The organism is Geodermatophilus sp. SYSU D00766 (assembly GCF_054049915.1).
Genome location: NZ_JBJGYI010000023.1, coordinates 39947 through 59171, shown reverse-complemented (window position 1 = coordinate 59171; position 19225 = coordinate 39947). Strand labels below are relative to the sequence as shown.

The window sequence follows — 19225 nt, the reverse complement described above, 5'->3', positions numbered from 1 at the left end:
AGTCGGGCGGGAACCGGGGCGCCGATCGACGCCGACCTCCCCGTGGGGGCCGGCACGGCCGGGTGCGCGGGTCTCCTGTCGGCGCTCGGCCAGCAGTTCGTCACTGAGGCGGGCGTCGCCGGCGGCCTCGTGAAACCGCTGCCAGAGGCGCTCCAGGGACGCGCGGCGGCGAGGGTCCCACCCGGCCAGGGGGTCCTCGACCGCCCCTCGCTCGCTCATGGCGTCAGAGGGTAGTCGCCGACAACGAGCCTGAGCAGCTTCCCCACGGCGCACCATCACGCGCGGCTGATGCTTCTCGAGTCGTACACCTCGGCACCGTCCCTGCGAGCAAGAGGTGTGTGGCACATGATCTTGGTCTGTCTCCAGTAGCGAAGAGGAGCCCCATCAAGCGCGGGAACGGGCGACGGAAGCCGCGCAGACGGGGCGTCACGAGCGGCGCCTCCGCGAGCTGGACGCGGTGGTCGGGACCGTCGTGCTGGCGCAGGCTGCCGCCAAGGGCTGGATCCACCGCGCCTACCACCTCGCCGAGGTCGAGCCGCAAGGTCGGGGCGGCTGGGTGGCGCGCTGGCAGGAGGCGCCCCGAGCGATCGGCGGTGCGGGCACCCGCCCCTCTTTGCCGAGACGGTCAAGACGCTGCGCCGGCTGAGTACCTTCCGTAACTACCTGGTCCATGACGACGCGCGGGCTCGCGAGCGGTTACATGCCAGCGGCATCGATGCTGGCAGCGAAGCGGCGTCCTTGACCGCGGACATGGCCGAGGCGGTCATCGCACGGATGGACGACGCCTTCACTGACGTTGGCGCTTGCATCGGGCTGGCGGACATTGGCCGGCCTGAACTCGGCGTACCTCTGGCGCTCGCACGATGAGAGGTAGACGGCCTATCCGGCAGCTTCGGCTGGCTCGGCCATGCCCCGACAGCTGTCCCCGAACGGAGCGTTGTGTATGGCCTTGATCATGCTGTCATCAGGGCCGATCCATGCGCATCCCGCAAGCCGCGTCGAATCACGGGCCTCCTTTGCATCGCCGAAGCGTGTCATCGAGGCCCGTGTTGGTAACACGCATCAGGATGAGCGAGGCCGTTAGCTGGTGTCTCCTTGCGAGTTGAGGGGGCAGATGACGAGCCAACGCACCCCCGTGCCCGTGCGTCACGAGCTCTGGGCTGATGTATACCCCAAAGTGTGATTTCGATCTGGGAGCGAACATGACCCTGCCACCTGACGCCCGCAAGCGACTCACCTCCTTGCTGTTCACCGCGATCTCCGATGAGCCGGAGTTGCGGCACGCTCATTCGCTACCAATTGACCCCAGGTCATGGGGCCCGCATGCAAAGGCCCTAACCGAGTCGTTGCGCCGATTTGCCGAAACGTGCGATGCCGGCGATCCGGTAGCTGACGGCTACTCAGACGTCAAGCGTTGGTTCGAGCTTCTGTGCGAGAGTCGCACAGAAGTGTTTTCACACCTCCTCGCCCTGCAACCGTTCGAGCCATTCAACGACGCCGCTGGGCGCGCCATTGTCCAAGCTGTCAATGACTGCCTACGGAACATTATGGACTGTGTGGAAACAGCTCGCCCGCAGGAATCCCAGACTGATAAATTGCACGAATTGACGCAGGCCTGGCCGATCTTTATACAGCCGTGCGACGACATTCTTGGCGCCGCCTTCGGGATCACTGACAAGCCGGTTGACGAGGATGGCGAATTCAGCCCGAGCCGAGTCTTCGCTCACTACAAGTACGACCATAGCCGCCTATTGCAGCAAGTATTTCCGCACCTCATGTCACTAGGCGTCCCTGCGGTAGTGGACGACTTGGTCTCGGTTTGCGTCGTGGGCTGGATCTGTTCCGCTGAGGATCAGGTCATGGCCTACGCGTCTATGGATGCGCTCTTGACTCGAATTCTTGACGCGTCGGAGGAGCTCCAAGTTGCACTGCTTGAGAAGATAAAGTCCTTAGAGCCGGTACTTCGCCAAAGCCGCAGGCGCGTCAATAAGGCGCGCGCGCAGGTCGTTCAGAAGACAGACACGGAAGCTCGAGCCCTTGCGCTCGCCGACATGTATAAGCGCCTCGCGGAGGGCCCAGTCCGGCAGTACGGCTGGGCCGTTCTGTGTCTCATTAAGGGGGCTCTTAGGCCCGTCCCCACCCTCACACCGCTGAGGGAAGAGCTCATCGCCCAGCAGGGATGGATATCGGGTGTCGCTGCGCGGACGATCCTTCCAGAGCTTCGGAATGGGGAAGCGCACGAATGGATTGCTTGGGATGGTATTGAGCGCAAGTTTGTCGTTGAGAGCGGATTGGTCGAGCTCGAAAGAGTGACCTACGCCACGATTCAAGCCGACTCTTTCGCTCGAGGGTGTGATGCAGCAGCGGCCTTTGCTTCTGGGGTTCTAGGTTCACCATCCCGCCCACTGCCAGCGCCAAACGAGCCTGGCCGACTACCCGCCTGGCGGCGAGCCGAGGCGCTATTTGGAACCAATGGTATTCACGTCCATAAGGCTGACTTCAACGCCGCAACGGCCACCATTACAGTGGCTCGTCTGGACCTCGAGGACATCAACCCCTGCTTTCAGGCCCTGACGTGCGGACATACCCTCCTGCCCAACATCCGAGCGTTCGGCATTCTGAAAGACGGTGAGGAGGGTCAGGTACTTCACGTCACAGCTGCCGCTCTTGAACTAACCGTCCCCATCTGGCAACGGGCAGTTACAACCTTCGATCGTATGCCTTTCAGCACCTTCCTTCCGGCCAATCTTGATGCCAGGCGTGCCTGGGAAACGGAGTCTGTCGCCATCAGGTCGGTGGCCTGGATTGCCGCCGATGATCTCTTGGACGCCCTCGATGGCACGCCCGAACTCTGGCAAGCGGCGTCACTCAAGTTGTTCGAGTCGAGGGTCTCGCTCGTGAAGTTGGCGCTCGAACAGTGTGACCTCGCACTGCCCGATGCGCAAAAACACCGGTTGCGCGCCCTGCTGAATGCGGTGCATGAGCTCGAGGTTGAGCTTTCATCTTTGATCGCTCCCTTTCCTGCGGCGAGACTTGACGCCATCTGGGTGGTTGAGCGTATCCGGAACCTTTGGGGATGCGTGGGGTCCGGTTCCTCGCCTCCCAAGCGTGACAACACAGCGCGGGAGGGCCTCTATTGAACGGCAGCCTGCTCATCGAGAGCCACGAGCGATTAAGGGGCCGTGGCTGACGCTCTAGTTGGGGGATTCCGCTCGAACGCCTGGCGGAGACGCTGTCATGTGAGGCTGCCAGCATGACCGCCGCAGCCTGACTGGCCAGCATGCTGGCCGAGTACTGGACCGTTACCGTTACCGTGCACGCCACGACGCCAACGGTTACCGGCTCACCATCGAGTTCGGCGCCTTAGAAGACATTGCACAAGTAGGTCCTCGGCCTCTGTCATGGGTGCAGCTTTGGCGCAGGCTGTGCGCCATGTCGTCGGCGTCTTCCCCGCCGCCGCGGCTGATTAGCGACGAACTCTGGGCGCTAGTCGAGCCCTAATCCCGCCGCGCAAGCCTGCCGTGCATGGCCGCACCGGCCGGCCGCGAACCGCTGATCGGGACGTGCTGGAGGGCATCGCCTTCGTGCTCTCCACCGGCAGCGGCTCGGCCAAGCTGCCTGGCGAGCTCGGCTACGGGTCGGGCTGGACCTGCTGGCGACGGATGCATGAATGGGCCGACGCCGGCGTCTTCGACCGGCTGCATCGCGCCGTGCTCGACCGGCTCGGCGAGACCGGCCGCCTGGACTGGTCACGAGCCAGCCTGGACTCGGTCAGCGTCCGGGCGAAAAGGGAGGTGAGCGGACCGGCCCCAACCCCACCGACTGCGGCAAGGCCGGCAGCAAGTACCACCTGCTCGTCGACGCCACCGGACTACCGCTCAACATCGCCGCCTCCGGCGCCAACCGCCACGACAGCATGCTCGTCGAACCGATCCTCGACGGGATGCCGGCGATCAGGCGCGGCGGCCGCGCCCACCCCAGACGCCGACCGGTCAAGCTGCACGCCGACAAGGGCTACGACAACCCCCGGGTCCGCCGCTACCTGCGCCGCCGCGGCATCACCGCTCGCATCGCCCGCATCGGCCGGGACTCCAGCGCCCGCCTCGGCCGGCATCGCTGGGTGGCTGAACGGACCCTGGGCTGGCTGCTGTCCTACAAACGGCTGGCCCTGCGCTACGACCGCACCGCGGTGACCATCAACGCCCTGGCCCGACTGGCCGTCACCCTCATCTGCGCCCGACGACTATCGACGAACTAATGCAACGTCTTTTTAAGGCGCCAGCGCCGTCTACAGGCGCTGGCGCGGAGCGACAGGTCCTGGTCTAGGCGCGTGACCCAAGTGGGTCATGGGCTCGGATCGGCGGTCCGGTAGGTCGTCCCACCAGGAGGTTCAAGGCGACGGCGTGACCCATTCATGACCCACGCAGCGGAAAACAGGGGTCATGAAAGGGTTCAAACGGGCCGTCCGGAGGCTCCTCCAGACCTTCTCCAGAGAGCCTGACAGCCGGGTTGACCTGGGGAAACGCGTGGAGCGGGTGACCGGGATCGAACCGGCATGGCCAGCTTGGAAGGCTTGGCTCTTCAGCTGTTGTATTCGCTGGTCAGCGTCGAGTCAGGTGCCTGCCGTGCCTTCCGCGTGCCTCAGCGCCACATGACGAGCCGGAGCAGCGCCGCGCCGTCGTGCGGTCATCAGCCAGTCGAGCGCTGCGGTTTGCGAGGCCATTGCTGGCCACACCGGCCCGGAGGGCGATGCTTGTTCCTCCCGTCCTGGAGTGCTCATCAGGCCAGTCATGCGGGACGGTGGCAGACGGCATGGTCACTGTCCTGCGACGCTCTCGTGTGGCTTCCACCGGGACAGCGTCAGTCCGCGCAGTCGAACGCGACGGCGAGGGCTCCGCAGATCTGCCGCATGCGCGTGTCGGTCAACCGTCCGAGCCGCTCGACGAGGACCGCGACAGAGACGCTCTCGACCGAGTCCATGTTGACCACGCAGCGGCGGGGTACCGGGTCCTCGCCGGGCTCGAGCCCGACTTCGCTGACGAGGCCGCGGATCGGCCGGAGTCGCGGCCGGCGTGGGACGGGACGAGGTCACCGTCCGCTGGCGGGGCGAGGCGACCCGTGGTCGGCGCACGATGAAACGTCGAAACGCGCCAAGACGACGTGAGCCGAGGAAGGCACGTGGCCGAGGCCCTCCATATACGTCGTGAAACCCGCGTCGCCGAAGTCCTTCGCCCGGTCGATAGGCCGGTTGCGGAATCGCTGGGACATCCAGACGATGGCGAGGTCGAGAATCACCAGGAGGGCCAGCACGCCAGCGGCGACGACGAGCGGAGCCTTCTCACGGAGCAGTAGCGCGATGGCCGCCAACAGCGCCAGGGCGGCCATGGGGATGAAGTAGTAAGTTTGCATCAACGGCCGGATGCCGCGACCGCGGCGGGCGTTGAGTGCGATCACCGTCCGGGTGGGCGGCAGGCACGGATACCGGTACTCCATATAGAGCCCGACGGTGAACACGGCGTTGTGAAAGCTCTGATAGACCAGCTGGTCTAGGATCCATAGTGCCGCGAGCCCCGCGCTGCCCAGAAGGCTGAGACCCGAAATCGCGACCGCCGGGTCCAGCAGGAGGTCGTCGCCGTCCTTCGTCGTCACAAAGGCGACCGCGCCCATGGTGGCCAAGAGCCAGCCTGAAGCGATCGCCCGGATGCCCGCCTGCATGGTGCTGATTTGCGCTTCCTGCGAGTGCAGAGCCTCGAACGGGAGCCAGGCGGGGCATGCTCCCGCCTGCGGATCGGGCGGAGGGGATCCGACCGGCCCAACCACAGGGGCATCTGGGCCGCTCATGCGCGCTCCTCCGGGGCGGCCGGGCTGGTCCGGCACACCGATCGGTACGACGCAGCCCAGCATGCCGCCCGTCACCAACCTGTCACCGGTCACCGCTGGGACCAGTGCTCAGCACCAAGCCTAACTTGGTAGTCCTTGTACCACCGCATGGAGCGGCACGGCCGCAGAGGACTAGCCGCCCCGAGTTCGGTGTGGTGCCTTCACTCAACCCGGAGCGGTTCACGCCTCCTTCGCACAGCCCTCAGCAACGTCGTGGTCCATGGCGACTTGGCCGCGGGAACGCGGTGATGGACGCCTGGAAGCACCGCTACCCCGCGGTCCTACAACCCTCGGCCTGCACGGCTATCCACGATCACCCGATCCGCCCCGGGCCGGCGCAACGCTGGGCGGCGGCGATCGAGTCGGCATATGCCGTAGCCAGGTCCTGGTACTCGGGGAAAGCCGGGACTCCGCGAACACGGTGCCGCAGCATTTGAAGTAGCAGGTCCACGAGGGCGCTGGCGTCGTCGTCGGATTCGGGGAGTGAGCCATGCGCCCAAGGGCTGAGGTCCTTGCTGGCAGCCACGCTGTCGAGCGCCTCCTCGATCAGCGGGTCCAGCGGGGACGGTGTCACCTCCTTCTTCCGCACGGCCTTCCAGGCGAGCTCTTGGAGATGCTTCAGTCCCGCCGGCCGAGCGGGTCCGGCGAGGGGGAGGTCGCTTGCCCACTTCGGCCCGAGCAGGAGCACTGGCCGGCCGAGGGCGAGGCTGAACGCCACCTCAGATGCAGTGCCCTCTTCGCCGGGAAATGCAATCGCGGCATCACACATACGAGCCTCAACGTAATTGCGCTTGTGCTCGTATCCCGGGCGAAGCCTCAGCCGGAGTCCGTCCCGAGAGGGGGTACCGACGTGCGCAGACCTCTCCACGCCGACCCACGCCCCAAGGCCGCCGTCTGCGGTCGAACGCTCGGCGCCGGTTAGGGCTCGGTCCCTCACCGTGGCGGTTCCGGCCCCGGTACCGCCGGTCAGGACAACGCAGTGGTGGCGCGCTATCGCGTATCCGATCCGCTCTGCGGCCGCGAGAACATCTGCACCCGGCTCGCGACTGCCACCGAAAACGGCGAGGATGGGGATTGATCCGCCAATGGCCATCGGCTTGGTCGCCTTGTGCTCGATCATCTCGATCCCATCCTCGGCTGGACGTGGGCAGCAGGTGAGCTGCGTTGTACGCCCAACGGTGCTCGCCCGGTCGTCACGACCACGTCACCCCGGCGTCATGGTCCACCAGAGGACCCGGTGACGGCCCTCCAGCAGTGGACGTCCAGGCCGCCGACCGCGGGAGCGGTCACCTGGGGAGGCCTTCGGGTGGTGGTCGGCGTCGGTGCGGTCCGACGAGGCGTCGTGAGCAAGTGGCGTAGCCGCACGGACCCGCAGCATGCGGGCGTCCGGTCGGCAGGACGGCGTGACGGCATCGTGACGCCGCAGTGACACGCCGACTGCCATCGTCGGGCTCCAGGTGACGGCTGAGGATCGCGCTCCGTCAGGAGCTCACCGGAGTTCGTGACGTTGCGGCACGGGCTGTGGGAGCTCTTCACCACGAGTCGCGGACGGGAGTGTGCGATGGCCACCAAGCCGGAGCTCCGCTCAGCCCTGGCGATGCGCGGCGGGGCGAGCCTGGCGGTCTGGATGGGTGCAGCGTGCAGCGAGGTCGGCAGGATGCGTCGAGCGCCGGGGGGAGCGGGACCGCAGACCTCAACCTACGGACGGATGCTGGACGCAGCCGGGGACGGCTTGGTCCCCGTCGACGTCCTCGCCGGTGCGAGTGTCGGAGGACTCAACTGCGCTTTGATGTCCTGCAGCGTGGTCCACGGCATGCCCTTCGACGGTCGCATCCGCGACCTGTGGCTGCGCCTCGGGGACATCGGGCGCCTCAAGAGCCCGCTGGTGACCGCCGCGGACGGGAGGCCCTTCTCGGTCGGCGACAAGCTCGCCGACAACCATCTGGCGAACTTCGCCGCCTTCTTCTCCGCGCGCTGGTGCCTCAACGACTGGACTTGGGGCCGGCTCGACGCCGCGCACAGCCTGGTCGACATCGTCACGGAGCCCCGGCCGGACGAGGACGTCCTGCCGGCCCTCCGGCACGTCGCCGGCCTGCCCGAGGGAGCGGAGCTGGCGCAGGTGCGAGACGTCCTCGTCCGGCAGCTCCACGACGAGATCGTCCCGGGGGAGCTGCCCCAGTTCCCCGGGGCTGGAAGCCAGTCCACCGTCCGACCGACTGGCAGCGCGCTCGGCGTGGGGGCCGGATGTCCCTCTCGACACGTCCCCCCTCCTCGAGGCTGGCAGGGCGACCGTGCCGCAGCTCGTCATCGGCGAACCGGGCCGGCTACCGGTCATAGCGGGCCTGGTGGGCCTCAGTGCGCTCACGGTTCTCGCTTCGTTGGTGGCCCGGGCCCGGTCGGCGCCTGTGGCGCACCGTCACGAGGAACGGCCCCCCAGATCAGCGACGACCGCCCCCTCTGGCTCGGCGCGATATCGCCACGCCCACCTAACGGCGCACCCCCCGAGCGCGTCGGCCGGGGACCCCGTCCACCGGAGGGCCGCGGTGACGGAGTGGTGCACGCCGGAGAGGCGAGCGGTGAAGGCGCCAGGCCCGTGGCGGCCTCGGCGGTGTGTACCGGGAGTCGAGGGGAGGGCGCTCCGGCGGGACGACCCGGCATGGGCTCGGAGCGGCCGGGTGTCGCACCGGGTCGCCCACTTCCACCTGCAGTTCGACGAGGAAGGAGGGTGCCATGCCCCTCACTCTGCTGCGAGGAGAGTTCCGGCTCGTCGGGACGTCCCCCGACGGGGATTCCATCCGGTTCTACCCGGCCGACCCGGGCATCTGGGCCCGCGCGGGCATCGAGGTACGCGCCAACGCGGACAACGGGGTCCAGCTCCGGCTCGATGCCGTTGACGCTCTGGAGATCCATTACACCCCACGGTCCAGCCCACACACATGGCGACAGAACCCCCAGCTAGGCAACGACGCTGCCGCCGCCTTGCTCGACCTGCTCGGTTTCGGCGACGTGGTCAGGGACCGGCATGAGATCGTCATCGCTGCCGACCCGACCGCGCGCCCAGGCGCCATCCTGACCCGATTCGCCGACGACTACGGTCGCGCAGTCGCCCTGGTGTTCGCCGACGGACAACAGCCCGCCGGTGACGACGGCAGCAGCGTCTTCCTGGATGCGGTCGAGCTCAGGGCCTCGGTCAACTTCCAGCTGCTCGAGGCCGGCTGGGCATACCCCACCTTCTACTCCCGGCTCTACCACGATCTCCGCGACACGCTGGCTGAAGCGGCGCGGACCTCCCGCGATGCGGGCAGGGGTGTGTGGGCAGTAGACAGCACCAACGCCGGGTTCAAACTGCGGTCACGCAACCAGTTGACCGCCAACCCGGTCCTCCCGAAGTTGTTCCGAAGACTCGTCGACTACCTCGCGCTTGATGACACCGGGGGAGTGAATCTCGGCGGCTTCGTCGCCTTCCTCGCAGCGAGGCCGGACCGCCTCTTCACGGTCCCGGACGGGCAGGCCACCCACCTCGACACCTTCGTCGAGGTGCACGGCCAGCGGCTGCGCCTCACCCGCCCGCCGGAGCAACTGGTCCTTCTTTAGAAGTGAGGTCTTGCACAGCAGCGGGTGGGTCCGAGGAGACCAGGTCGGGCGTTGAGGGGAGCACTCCGCGGAGCACGTCCCTCCTCGGGGGTACTCGGCGACGGCCGCTGTCGAAGCGGGAAGGCGCGGGTGGTCACCGACCGGCGGTCCCGGATGCCCATCAGGGCGGGGACTGGCCACTGGTCGCCGCGGGCCGGTTCCGGCTCCCTCCGCCCTCTCTGTAGACCACAAGGCGCTCGGTCAAGCCCGCGGTGAAGGCCGCGAGGAGCAACAGGGGGACGGGATGAGCCTCTGGCACCGCGAGCCCCCCGCGAGCCGCGAGATATACGGTGAGGGCAGCGACCGCACCGATCAGGGGGCGTGTCACGGTCGCCGTGAAGGACCCGAGCTGGGCAGGCACTGGTCCCGTGAGTGGGTCCACTGCCAGACGTTGAATGGCGCTGACCACGGACCCGAGGGCCCCGAGGCAGGCCATCGTCATGGGGACCCACACCGGTGCGAGCACCGAGCTGGGTGGCAGGTCCCCGGTCGGCTGGGGATCGAGGTCAGGAGCCTGGGCGATGCCGAACAGCACGGCTCCGAGGACCGCCAGGCCTAGGAGCATCAACCAGAGCCGACGGTGTGCGGTGATGGCGAGGCTCGTGTACGTGTTGGCGGAGTAGCCGTTGCGGACAGCCAGTGCCTCGCGCACGAGCAGGCGATCGTCCCGCAACGTCGCGCTGTCGGACCGCACGCCGTGGGCGACCCCGTGGGCCCGCCGGGGCTTGTGCTGGCCGGACCGTGCCCCCGTGTCCAGCTCGGGGAACGGGGAGACGTGCATGCGCGCCAGGAGCCCTCGGATGGCATCGCGTCGCCACCCCGGGATCTTCCCGCCCGCGCACTCCGCGGCCAGGGCGACGGCGGCCGCGTCCAGCTCCGGCCGCTCCATGAGGAGGACCTCGGTCTCTCCTGCACGGTGCAGGAATCCCCAGCCGAGGTTGATGGCGCCCGCCTGGTAGGCCTGCGTCGCCAGGTCGAGGTACTCCGCGACGAGCGCGGTCAGCGACGCGTCGTCGCACGTGGGGGTGGATCCCGGTCGTCGCCGGCTCCCCGCGGCATGGGCGCGGAGTGCAGCACGCCCGGCGAGGATCCCCTCCCGGAGGCGGTCCTGGGTGGCGCTCCTGCCGGCCACCCGGACGTACACCCTGCGAGGACGTGATGGCTCCAGGAGGTCGGTGCTCGGCCTGGACTTGTCGTCACTGCCTGCGGCCTCCTGGCTCTCCTCCGATGCCACCAGCTGTGACAACTCCGCCTCCGTCGAGTCGGTCCTCCGTATTCGGTACGCCGAGCCTGGCCGGCTGGCGTCACTAGGGCGTCACCCGCGTGCGACCCGACCCATGGGCAGGGTCAGCGCGACCACCCGACGAAGCGGGCGTAGACCACCACGTTGGCCAGGTACGAGCGCTGGACGCGGTCGAAGGCGCCTCCGCAGGTGACGAGTCGGAGCACTGGGTCGCCGGTGGCCCCGTACACCGCCTCGGTGGGAAACGCGGCTTTCGGGTAGGTGTGCACCGACTCGACGGCGAAGACGACGGAGCGGCCGTCGGCGCGTCGGACGACGACGGCGTCCGACGGCGCCAGGTCCGGCAACCGGTAGAAGACGGCGGGTCCTCGGTAGCTGTCGACGTGGCCGAGGAGGACCGCCGGGCCAGGCTCCCCCGGGGCGGCCAGGTATTGGTACCAACCGGCCGGGGATCCGGGATCGAGCGGTGGTACTGCCACCGTCCCGTCCGGGTTCAGGCCCAGGGGGATGAGGTCGGTGTGCACGCCGATCCGTGGGATGTCGAGCCGGACCGGCACGGACCGGGGCAGCGCGTCGACCGGCGGCTCTACCTGGGGTGTGCCGGTTGCGTCGGCGGTGCGGTCCACCGGGAGCGACGGGGCGGAGCGGGCCGACTCCGGTGCTGGGGACGACGCGGGGCCACGCATCCCCAGCACGAGGAGGACCAGGCCGACGCCTGCGAGGACGGCGCCGGCGACGAGTGCGACCCGTCGCCTGCCGTCGACCACGGACGTCCGCTCCTCGACTCACCGCCGACGGGCGCCGGTCACGACGGCCCGTCCGCGGGATGTTCAGCACGAGCGGGCTCGCCCGCGCGCCGACGCGTGGTGTGACCCACGACGAAACCGGCCACCAGCAAGGTTCCACCGCCCACTGCAACGAGGAGGACATCGGGTCCCGCTGCCGCGCCACCGATACCGGTCTGGGGTGCTCCGACGGGCGTGCCGGGCGACGTGGTTCCTGTCGGCTGCGGGGGAGTCGTGTTGTCGGTCGCTGTGCCGGGGCCGGGAGGCCCACTAGGACCGCTAGGTCCTGTTGGCCCGGGAGGTCCACTCGGGCCGGTCGGGCCGGTCGGGCCGGTCGGGCCCGACTCGATTACGCGACTTTCAATTCTCGTAACAGTCGGCGGTTCGGGGTAAAACAAACCGAGTATGCCGACTATGAGAGCCAGCAAGCCGATTGCGGTTGCCAGGGCCGCCAGCGGATATGCCGCGCTCCACCACCGGTGAGAGTGTTCTGGCCGCTGCTGCGTTCCCGTCCCCTCAGGGTCGGGCGTTCGTGAACCTTCAGGGTCGTAGGCTTTCGCGCCTTCAGGGTCGGACACGGCGCACTCCTTCCTGCCTGGGGCATGCCGACGGACGAGGTGGCTGCGTCCCCGTCCCTCCTCCGTGGTGGAACCCACCCCTGCCGGGCTGTGGCAGCGCCTCGTGCAGGACAGCACGACCGGTGTCACCGGTGCGTCAACGGCGGGATGGGCGCCGGGTGGGACCGTTTCCGCCGCCCGTCGGTCACAAATCGCCCTGACCGCCCCGCCGCGCCGGGGCGTCCGACGTCCAGCCCGCATGCCAGGCACGGTGAGGACTACTTCCACCACTCAGCGAGACGTCGCCCCTGCGCCGTCCGTCACGAGGACGCTGTCACGCCAACCTTGCACGAGGTCGATAGTCGTCGATGCAGACGTAAAGTGCGGTCAGGAGGGTGTTGAGGTCGGTCGTCACTACCCCGACTTGAACACCCTGCGCCCGCGTCTACAGCGCCCTTCGACCTCGGTCCATTCGGACTCTTACTCGTCTAGGCCTAGCCTCCGTCGACGTCCGACCATGCTGCTCCGTCCGTCTCGTAGACCCTCTGCAGGTGCGCGGGGAGCTCGCCAAACGACGGTAACCAGACGACGCGGACGCCCAGAGGTTCGAGCGTCGACAGCTGAGCCCGTCGGACCTCCTGATCTGATGAGGCTGGCAGGAACGCGACGTGGCGCAACACCCGATCGCGGATCTGGTCGTCCGGTCGTCCCTCTGCACGGAGCGCCCGGACGCGCTCGTGTTTGGAGTGATGCAAGAGGCGGCGGAGGTTCTCGTCCTGCATGGACAGACCCACGAAGACGGCGGTGTACTCGCGCAAGAGATGCAGAAACGTGTAGTTGAACAGACGCATCGGATCGTTGAAGGCGTCAAAGTAGTCCTGCTCCGTGAGTACCATCTGGTCAGGCGCTTCCTTCTTGCGGTTACCGAGCTTCCTGTCAAAGCGCATATGACCGTGCACGTGATAAACGCTCAGCTTGTCGGGTTGCGAACCGGCTGATGGCCGCTCGATGGTCCGGAGGATGGGTCGCTGGCGCGGATCAAGGCAGTACTTGGCCCGCGAGTGAGCCTGCAGCAAAGCATCCAGATTGAACGTGATGACGGCTCGCACGCGAGGGTTGGGCAGGAAACGACCGGTGTCGGGCGACCGAGAGGTGCAGAACGCCGATACTGCGCGCAGGGTGGAGTTCTGATTGTCCATGGCGTCCACAAAGTTGCGGGCTCGGTGCGGCGGAACGCCAGCGGGAAACCAGGGGAAGTCTCGGTACAACGCCGCGCGGACGAGGTCGGTGAATGCTTCCCTGGGCCGGTACCCGTCCTCTCTGTCACGCGCCGTTTCCTCAAGCAGGCTCGTCATGACGGGGAACGCCATGCCTTCGTGCGTCAGCGTGTCGAACAGCCTGGGGCCTGCTTCGGCGTAGCAGGAGGTGAAGATCCGGCGGAGCAGTTCCGACCACAACGGCAGTCCTGACCCCACGGAGACCCCTGCGCCGAGGACGAGGAAGACCTGCCTCTCCCGGTAGGCATGTTGGAGCTGATCGACGCCCGGATCTCCGAACTCGAGCCGCATGACGCCCGACCTCCTGGCTTGGGCTACTGTCGTTTCTCTCACCCGCAGGGTCGGGAGAGGGCCGGGCGCCGCCCGGCTCGCAGGCCGCCGCGCCTAGCGCCACAGCCATGCCGTCCCCGGGCCCGCTGGGCACCGGGTGCTGGTCCACCCTCGGGTCACGGCTTCCCCTACACGTACCTCAATACGAGCGCAGAGGACGAGCTGATCCGCCCAGGAACGTCGGTGTTCCCGGGACGAAAGCAGGTCTCTGCAGCGGTCTCCTCACAGCGGTCACCGGCATGGGTGCCGATCGCTTCGCGGCCTGTTCGCGGGCTGATGCAGCGTCGGCAGGTAGCACGACGATTTCACGAGCCCCCTCCTTCCAACAGAGGAGAGGCCCCGGGTTCGTGGCCTGCAATAACCTGGGGGTACCCGGCTGTCCTCATCACCCACGGTGGCCTCCCCTGGCGACACCGTGCACCGTGGCACAGCCATCTCCCGTCCGACCCTGAACGACGCCCCGCCACACGCCTCCAGTACAGGACCTACCCCTCATACGACGAGGCGCACGAGTGCCGTAGGTGCGTCTACACAACGGACGCTCCGGGCCATTGGCCACGCCGTCAACCGCTGGCCGGAAAACGGCAAGTGCGGGTAGCTCGGCGTGATGGCGTGGTCCTCGCCGAGCGCCCGGCGGCCGCGCTGCCGCGTGTCCTCGCTCAGCTTAGGACCGGTTCGCCTCGCCCAACTGGGCCGGCAGCGGGGTGGACCTCTTGTCGCGCTGCGCCCCCAGGTCACACCGGGGGCGGCCGCGCGGACGGCGGCCCTGACAGCGACTTCGTTGACGGTCGAACGACGGCCCTCTGTGAGGCGTCCGCCCTGGAGCTCGATCGCGGCCGGTGCTACGACGGCACCTTCATACACCTGTGTGGCCCTGAGCTCCTCCTTTGTCGGATGCTTGCCGGCCATCACCGGCGTGAAGTCTGCATCTCTCACGTCGGTTCCTCTTCAACGAAATCCCAGCATCATCGGGTCGTGGATGAGAAGGGACGCCACCTGCGACCGATTCTCCACCTGCAGCTTGCGCAGCACCGAGTGCACGTGATTCTTGATCGTCGCGACGCTGAGGTGGAGCTCCGCGGCGATCTGCTTGTTGGCCGCTCCGTGACCGATGAGCCGGGCAATCTCAATCTCGCGAGGCGTCAGGTGCTGATCGGGCAAGCATGGCTCTGCCGGTGCACGGCGACTCGCCAGCTCGTTGAACAGGTTCCGCGCTATTCGCGGATGACAGACGGTCTCTCCCTGCTCGACTCGACGGATGATCTCGAGCATCTCGGCCGTTTGCGCCGTCCGCGGGATGTAGGCGTCGAAACCTGACTCAGCGCAGGCGATCACCTCCTCGGCCACCTCAACCACCGCCACCGCCACCGTCGAGATGTCAGGGTTCAGGGCTCTGAGGAGCCGGGCCGCTGAACGCGACTCGTGCGCGGTCACGTCAAGCAGTGCGACATCTGCCCCGAACGCCACCGCCTTGAGGTCTAGGTCGACAGTAGTGTGTTCGACCAGGACGACTGCGCCGAGGTCGGAAGTCCGCAGCACCGCAGCCATGCACTCACCGAACAGCCGTACCGGTGAGTAGATGATCACGTGCATTGACTCACTCGCGGACTGGGCCGCGTTGGGAGGCGGGGTGCGTGCTGGCTGTTCGCGCAGGCCCAGTCTCCACGTCCACTTCCCATGTGAGCCGCAACTGGTCGATGTCCACGACGTCGCACGCGTCGGCGACTTCGTGCGAGTCCGCGGTGCAGTCTGGGAGCATCAGGGACCAGCACAGATCCGTCCTGCCCTGGTTCACGGCCAGCACCAGGGCAACTTCGGCGTACGTGTCATTGGTCGGGTGTAGCAGCAAGTGCGTCACCGCTTCGTCACGACTCCGTCACGGCTTCATTACTGAGTCATTCTCAGTAACGACGCCCGCGGCCGTAGCCAAGTCGGCGAGGGCGGCGTGGACTTCGTCGGCCCCCTCGGCCAGCAGTGGCAGCGCCTCGGCGTGGGCGCGCAGCGCGGTGGTGTCGTGCTCGCGGCTGGGCCGCACGCCCTAGGTCCACAACGGCCAGCCGTAGCCCTGCCACCGTGGGCGGTGTGCTTGCCCGACCACCACAGGCCCATCCGATCGGGCCGGTCGCCGCGTGCGGTCGGCCCCTGGGGGCGCGGACCCGGTCGGTGCGGACCAGGGTGCCGTCCACGGTGACGTGCGGATGCCAGGGCTAGGCGGGGTCATGAATCCCGCCCGCTGAGATCCCCGACCTCAACCGAACCCCTTTTGGCCCCGATGATCCATTCCACCCGTGGGCACCGCCGTCCATCGTGAGATCCACGACTCGGGCGGGAGGCGCCGTGGCGCGCAGGATGACGGTTCTTCTCGGGCCGTTCTCGAGCCAGGCCTTCGGCGACGGACTGCACGCCCTACTCAGGGAGATGGCCGAGGTCACCGTCGTCCCGGTGGACGACCCGGACGACTCTGCGGTTCGCCAGACCGGCGTAGACGGTCCGGCCGTCCTCATCGTGGAAGGGCGAGACCCCGCGGCCTGTCGCCGGTACCTCGACCACCCCGCGATCCGCATGGTCGTGCTGGTTGACCCGCTCGCGGCACGGGCCTTCGTCGGGGTCGACAACCCCCGATGGGACGAGCTCGCCGAGGTCATCCGAGCCTTCGGCGGCGAGGCGGTGACGCAGGGGCCCTGGGAAGAGGAGGCCAAGATCCGCGTCATCGGTGCTGACGGTCTCTCGGCCACCGGGCGGTCGGCCGGGGGTGTCGACTCCGAGGGTCTCGCAGCGCTCACGAGATGGCTCCAAACCTGTCTCACGCTGCGGCTGCTGCGTCGGGCCGGAGAAGCCGGACCCGGTGTCCTGGGCTGGTCGGTCAGCCCTGGCGAGGCCTTGGACATGCTCGCGCTGGATCCGCCCCACGCCAGCGAGGCGGACCTCGTCACCCGGCTCGCGGCCGCCGAGGAGGACCTGTTCGGATCCCGGCTCACGCTCCCGCCGCCCCTCGACGACATGGCCCGGGTCTTCTCCCTCTCGGATATCGACCTCCGGCTCCTCTGCTTGACGCTCGCGCCCGAGATCGACGGCCGCTACGCCACGGCGGTGGGAGTGCTGCAGGACGACCTCACCCGGCGTCGGCCGGCTGCGACCCTGCTGGCGGAGCTCATGTCCGGCTCGGGGCTGACCGCGTGGGACATCCGCCGCCTCATGTACGGCGCCAACTCCCTCGTCGCTAAGGGACTGATCCAGCGTGCGGACGCCGCGTCGCTGGGCGTCGACGTCGGCTACACGCCCAGCGCGGGCCTCATGGCGCACCTCCTCGCGCCCTCAGCGGAGCGTGCGGCCGCCGACGTCGGTGCGCACCTGCAGTCCTCGCTCCCTGCGTCGGAGCCACCGCTGTCCACGGAGGAGATCGAGCTGGCCCGACAGCTGAGCCCGATCGACCGCCACGGGCAGGGCGTCCGTCTGGTGGGCGGCGACAGGCGGAAGCAATGGTTCGCCCGGATGACGGCGTCGACGGGCCTCCCGCTGCTGGCCGGCGACCTCAGCTCGGTGGAGAGCGGGCCGGCGCGGGCCACGGCCGCCGGCGACTGGGTGGTGCTGAGCGAACTCCTCGGCAGCGCCCTGCTCATGCTGGGTACCGACTCGCTGGACGGGGGCGATCGCGGGCGGGTCGCCGACCTGGTGCTGCGCCGGGTGCGGGGCGGCGGACTGGTCGCCACCGACGGAGACCTGATCGGACGGGCACTCCCGCGGGACCATCTCACGCTGAGAGCACCGACGGTGTCGGCGGTGCAGCGGTCCCAGTGGTGGGCTCGGGCAGCGCAGTCGGCGCACCTGCCGCTGGAGGCCGGCGGCGCTGACCGCCTGGCGGCCACGGTGACGGTCGAGCCTGGAGACGTCGGTCCCGCCGTTGCGATGGCAGCGCGACGTGCGCTCGCTGGAGCTCCGGCGTCGGCAGTTGAGCTCGTGCAGCGCGCCGCCCGTGACCTGGTGACCACCACGCTGCCCGCGGGCGTCCGCAGCGTCGAGCCGGTCTACGGCTGGGACGACATTGTGCTCGGCGAGGAGAACAGGAGGCTGCTCCACGCGATACCGGAGCACGTCCTGCAGGGCGGGCGCGTGCTGGAGGACTGGGGGTTCGCGGCTCGCGTGCCCTACGGGGACGGCGTGGCTGCCTTGTTCAGCGGCCCCAGCGGCACCGGCAAGACGATGGCGGCCCAGATCATCGCGCGAGATCTCGGTGTGAACCTCCTCCAAGTCGACCTGTCCAAGACGGTCTCAAAGTACATCGGGGAGACCGAGAAGAACCTGGATGCCGTCTTTGAGGCGGCCGAGTGCACCGGCGCCGTCCTCCTCTTCGACGAGGCCGACGCCGTCTTCGGAAGGCGCACCGAGATCAAGGACGCCCACGACCGCCATGCCAACGTCGAGGTGGCCTACCTCCTGCAACGGCTCGAGGCATTCAGCGGCCTCACGATCCTCACCACCAACCTCAAGCAGAACATCGACCAGGCGTTCGTCCGACGGCTGCGCTTCGTCGTCGAGTTCGCGCTCCCCAACGCCGCCGAACGGGCGCGAATCTGGCACAGGGCTTTCCCTCCGGGCGCTCCCCTCGGCGCGGACGTCGACGTGGTGGCCGTGGCCGGCCGGCTGCCGATCACGGGCGGGAGCATCCAGAACATCGCCCTGCACGCCGCCTTCCTCGCGGCACCGGAGGGCGGGCCGATCGGCTTCCGGCATGTCCTCGCCGCAACCCGACGCGAGCTGCTCAAGACGGGCATGCGCGCGGCTGAGAGGGGGCTGGACGATCTGGCCCTGGCTTCCGTCGGTCCGACGGCGTCCGAGCGGCAGGCGACGCCATGACGGCGCGCGCCATCGCCGACATCACCGACGCCCTGAGAGTCCGCCTCGAGGCGGCGGTCGGTGCCGGTCAGGTGTACGTCGGACCACCCGTCGCCGAGGACGTCGGGGACCGCAGGCTCGCGCTCTTCCTCTTCCACGTCGTGCCGAACCAGGCGATGCGCAACGAACCTCACCTAGTCGCCGGGCCGGCTGGGCCGGACGACCCGTTCGTCGAGACGGATGCGATCCCGCTCGACCTCCGGTACCTGCTGTCCGTGTTCCGCACGACGGGCGCGGGCAACGGCAACGTCGGGGATCCCGACGAGCTGCTGACGCTCGGAGCCGCGGTCCGGGCCCTGCACGCGGCGCCGACCATCGACACGTCGCAGGTGCCTGGCCAAACGGTCCGGGTCACGCCGGAGCCGACGACGATGGAGGATCTCAGTCGGGTGTGGGGGCTCCTGCCGCAGACCTCGTACCGCACGTCGGTGGTGTACCTGGCCAGCCCGGTGCTCGTCACGCTGGACCCGCCCCTCGTCGGGCGACCGGTGACGGAGCGGCGCCACCGCCTCGGGGTCGTCGAGGCGCCGCCGGGACGGGTCGGGGCGCCGCCCCTGGGGTGGGAGGAGCCGTGAGCCCGCGCGGGCTGCTCGGCGTCGAGCCGGGACGGGGCGACGTCGTCACCGC

At 68.4% G+C, this 19225-nt stretch carries 10 protein-coding genes and 3 pseudogenes; 6 read left to right on the top strand and 7 right to left on the bottom strand.

Annotation, left to right across the window (positions count from 1 at the left end):
- The first annotated feature begins 1202 nt into the window (after positions 1-1202).
- The gene (locus ACI8AD_RS16535; protein ID WP_456871606.1) at positions 1203-3140 is read left to right on the top strand and encodes a hypothetical protein; all 1938 of its coding nucleotides are present in this window, start codon (positions 1203-1205) and stop codon (positions 3138-3140) included.
- A 292-nt stretch (positions 3141-3432) separates the two neighbouring features.
- Positions 3433-4258: pseudogene (locus ACI8AD_RS16530) on the top strand (IS5 family transposase).
- Between the two features lie 830 nt (positions 4259-5088).
- Here ACI8AD_RS16530 and ACI8AD_RS16525 read toward each other — a convergent pair.
- Positions 5089-5934 carry a hypothetical protein gene (locus ACI8AD_RS16525; protein WP_456871605.1) on the bottom strand — a complete coding sequence of 282 codons (846 nt, stop codon included), beginning with the start codon at positions 5932-5934 and terminating at the stop codon, positions 5089-5091.
- Positions 5935-6193: 259 nt separating this feature from the next.
- Complete coding sequence (locus ACI8AD_RS16520) at positions 6194-7000, bottom strand: SLOG cluster 4 domain-containing protein (protein ID WP_456871604.1); 807 nt, start codon at positions 6998-7000, stop codon at positions 6194-6196.
- A gap of 441 nt (positions 7001-7441) precedes the next feature.
- Between ACI8AD_RS16520 and ACI8AD_RS16515 the strand changes: the two are divergent.
- Together ACI8AD_RS16515 and ACI8AD_RS16510 are read left to right on the top strand one after the other, a co-directional pair.
- A pseudogene (locus ACI8AD_RS16515) lies at positions 7442-7876 on the top strand (hypothetical protein); the annotation flags it as partial.
- A 734-nt stretch (positions 7877-8610) separates the two neighbouring features.
- The gene (locus tag ACI8AD_RS16510; protein WP_456871627.1) at positions 8611-9474 is read left to right on the top strand and encodes a hypothetical protein; all 864 of its coding nucleotides are present in this window, start codon (positions 8611-8613) and stop codon (positions 9472-9474) included.
- Between the two features lie 160 nt (positions 9475-9634).
- Here the strand turns inward: ACI8AD_RS16510 and ACI8AD_RS16505 are convergent, their stop codons facing one another.
- The 5 genes and pseudogenes from ACI8AD_RS16505 to ACI8AD_RS16485 all read right to left on the bottom strand — a co-directional run.
- Entirely contained in the window at positions 9635-10759 is a 1125-nt protein-coding gene (locus ACI8AD_RS16505) for a hypothetical protein (RefSeq protein ID WP_456871603.1), read from the bottom strand.
- Positions 10760-10860: 101 nt separating this feature from the next.
- Positions 10861-11442: a class F sortase gene (locus tag ACI8AD_RS16500; RefSeq protein WP_456871626.1), complete on the bottom strand. Its 582-nt coding sequence runs from the start codon at positions 11440-11442 to the stop codon at positions 10861-10863.
- Positions 11443-12592: 1150 nt separating this feature from the next.
- On the bottom strand, positions 12593-13666 hold the full coding sequence (locus ACI8AD_RS16495; protein ID WP_456871602.1) for an SIR2 family protein: 1074 nt from the start codon (positions 13664-13666) through the stop codon (positions 12593-12595).
- Between the two features lie 987 nt (positions 13667-14653).
- Positions 14654-15253: a response regulator transcription factor gene (locus ACI8AD_RS16490; protein ID WP_456871601.1), complete on the bottom strand. Its 600-nt coding sequence runs from the start codon at positions 15251-15253 to the stop codon at positions 14654-14656.
- Between the two features lie 379 nt (positions 15254-15632).
- Positions 15633-15906 (bottom strand): annotated as a pseudogene (locus ACI8AD_RS16485) (IS5/IS1182 family transposase); the annotation flags it as partial.
- A 136-nt stretch (positions 15907-16042) separates the two neighbouring features.
- Here ACI8AD_RS16485 and ACI8AD_RS16480 point away from each other — a divergent pair.
- Positions 16043-18559 carry an ATP-binding protein gene (locus ACI8AD_RS16480; protein ID WP_456871600.1) on the top strand — a complete coding sequence of 839 codons (2517 nt, stop codon included), beginning with the start codon at positions 16043-16045 and terminating at the stop codon, positions 18557-18559.
- Entirely contained in the window at positions 18556-19173 is a 618-nt protein-coding gene (locus ACI8AD_RS16475) for a DUF4255 domain-containing protein (protein ID WP_456871599.1), read from the top strand. The genes ACI8AD_RS16480 and ACI8AD_RS16475 overlap by 4 nt, the downstream gene beginning before the upstream one ends.
- Positions 19174-19225: the final 52 nt, after the last annotated feature.

Coding starts and splice junctions, on each gene's coding strand:
- ACI8AD_RS16535 (WP_456871606.1), top strand. CDS start 1,203: ATGACCCTGCCACCTGACGCCCGCAAGCGACTCACCTCCTTGCTGTTC.
- ACI8AD_RS16520 (WP_456871604.1), bottom strand. CDS start 7,000: ATGATCGAGCACAAGGCGACCAAGCCGATGGCCATTGGCGGATCAATC.
- ACI8AD_RS16510 (WP_456871627.1), top strand. CDS start 8,611: ATGCCCCTCACTCTGCTGCGAGGAGAGTTCCGGCTCGTCGGGACGTCC.
- ACI8AD_RS16500 (WP_456871626.1), bottom strand. CDS start 11,442: ATGCGTGGCCCCGCGTCGTCCCCAGCACCGGAGTCGGCCCGCTCCGCC.
- ACI8AD_RS16495 (WP_456871602.1), bottom strand. CDS start 13,666: ATGCGGCTCGAGTTCGGAGATCCGGGCGTCGATCAGCTCCAACATGCC.
- ACI8AD_RS16490 (WP_456871601.1), bottom strand. CDS start 15,253: ATGGCTGCGGTGCTGCGGACTTCCGACCTCGGCGCAGTCGTCCTGGTC.
- ACI8AD_RS16475 (WP_456871599.1), top strand. CDS start 18,556: ATGACGGCGCGCGCCATCGCCGACATCACCGACGCCCTGAGAGTCCGC.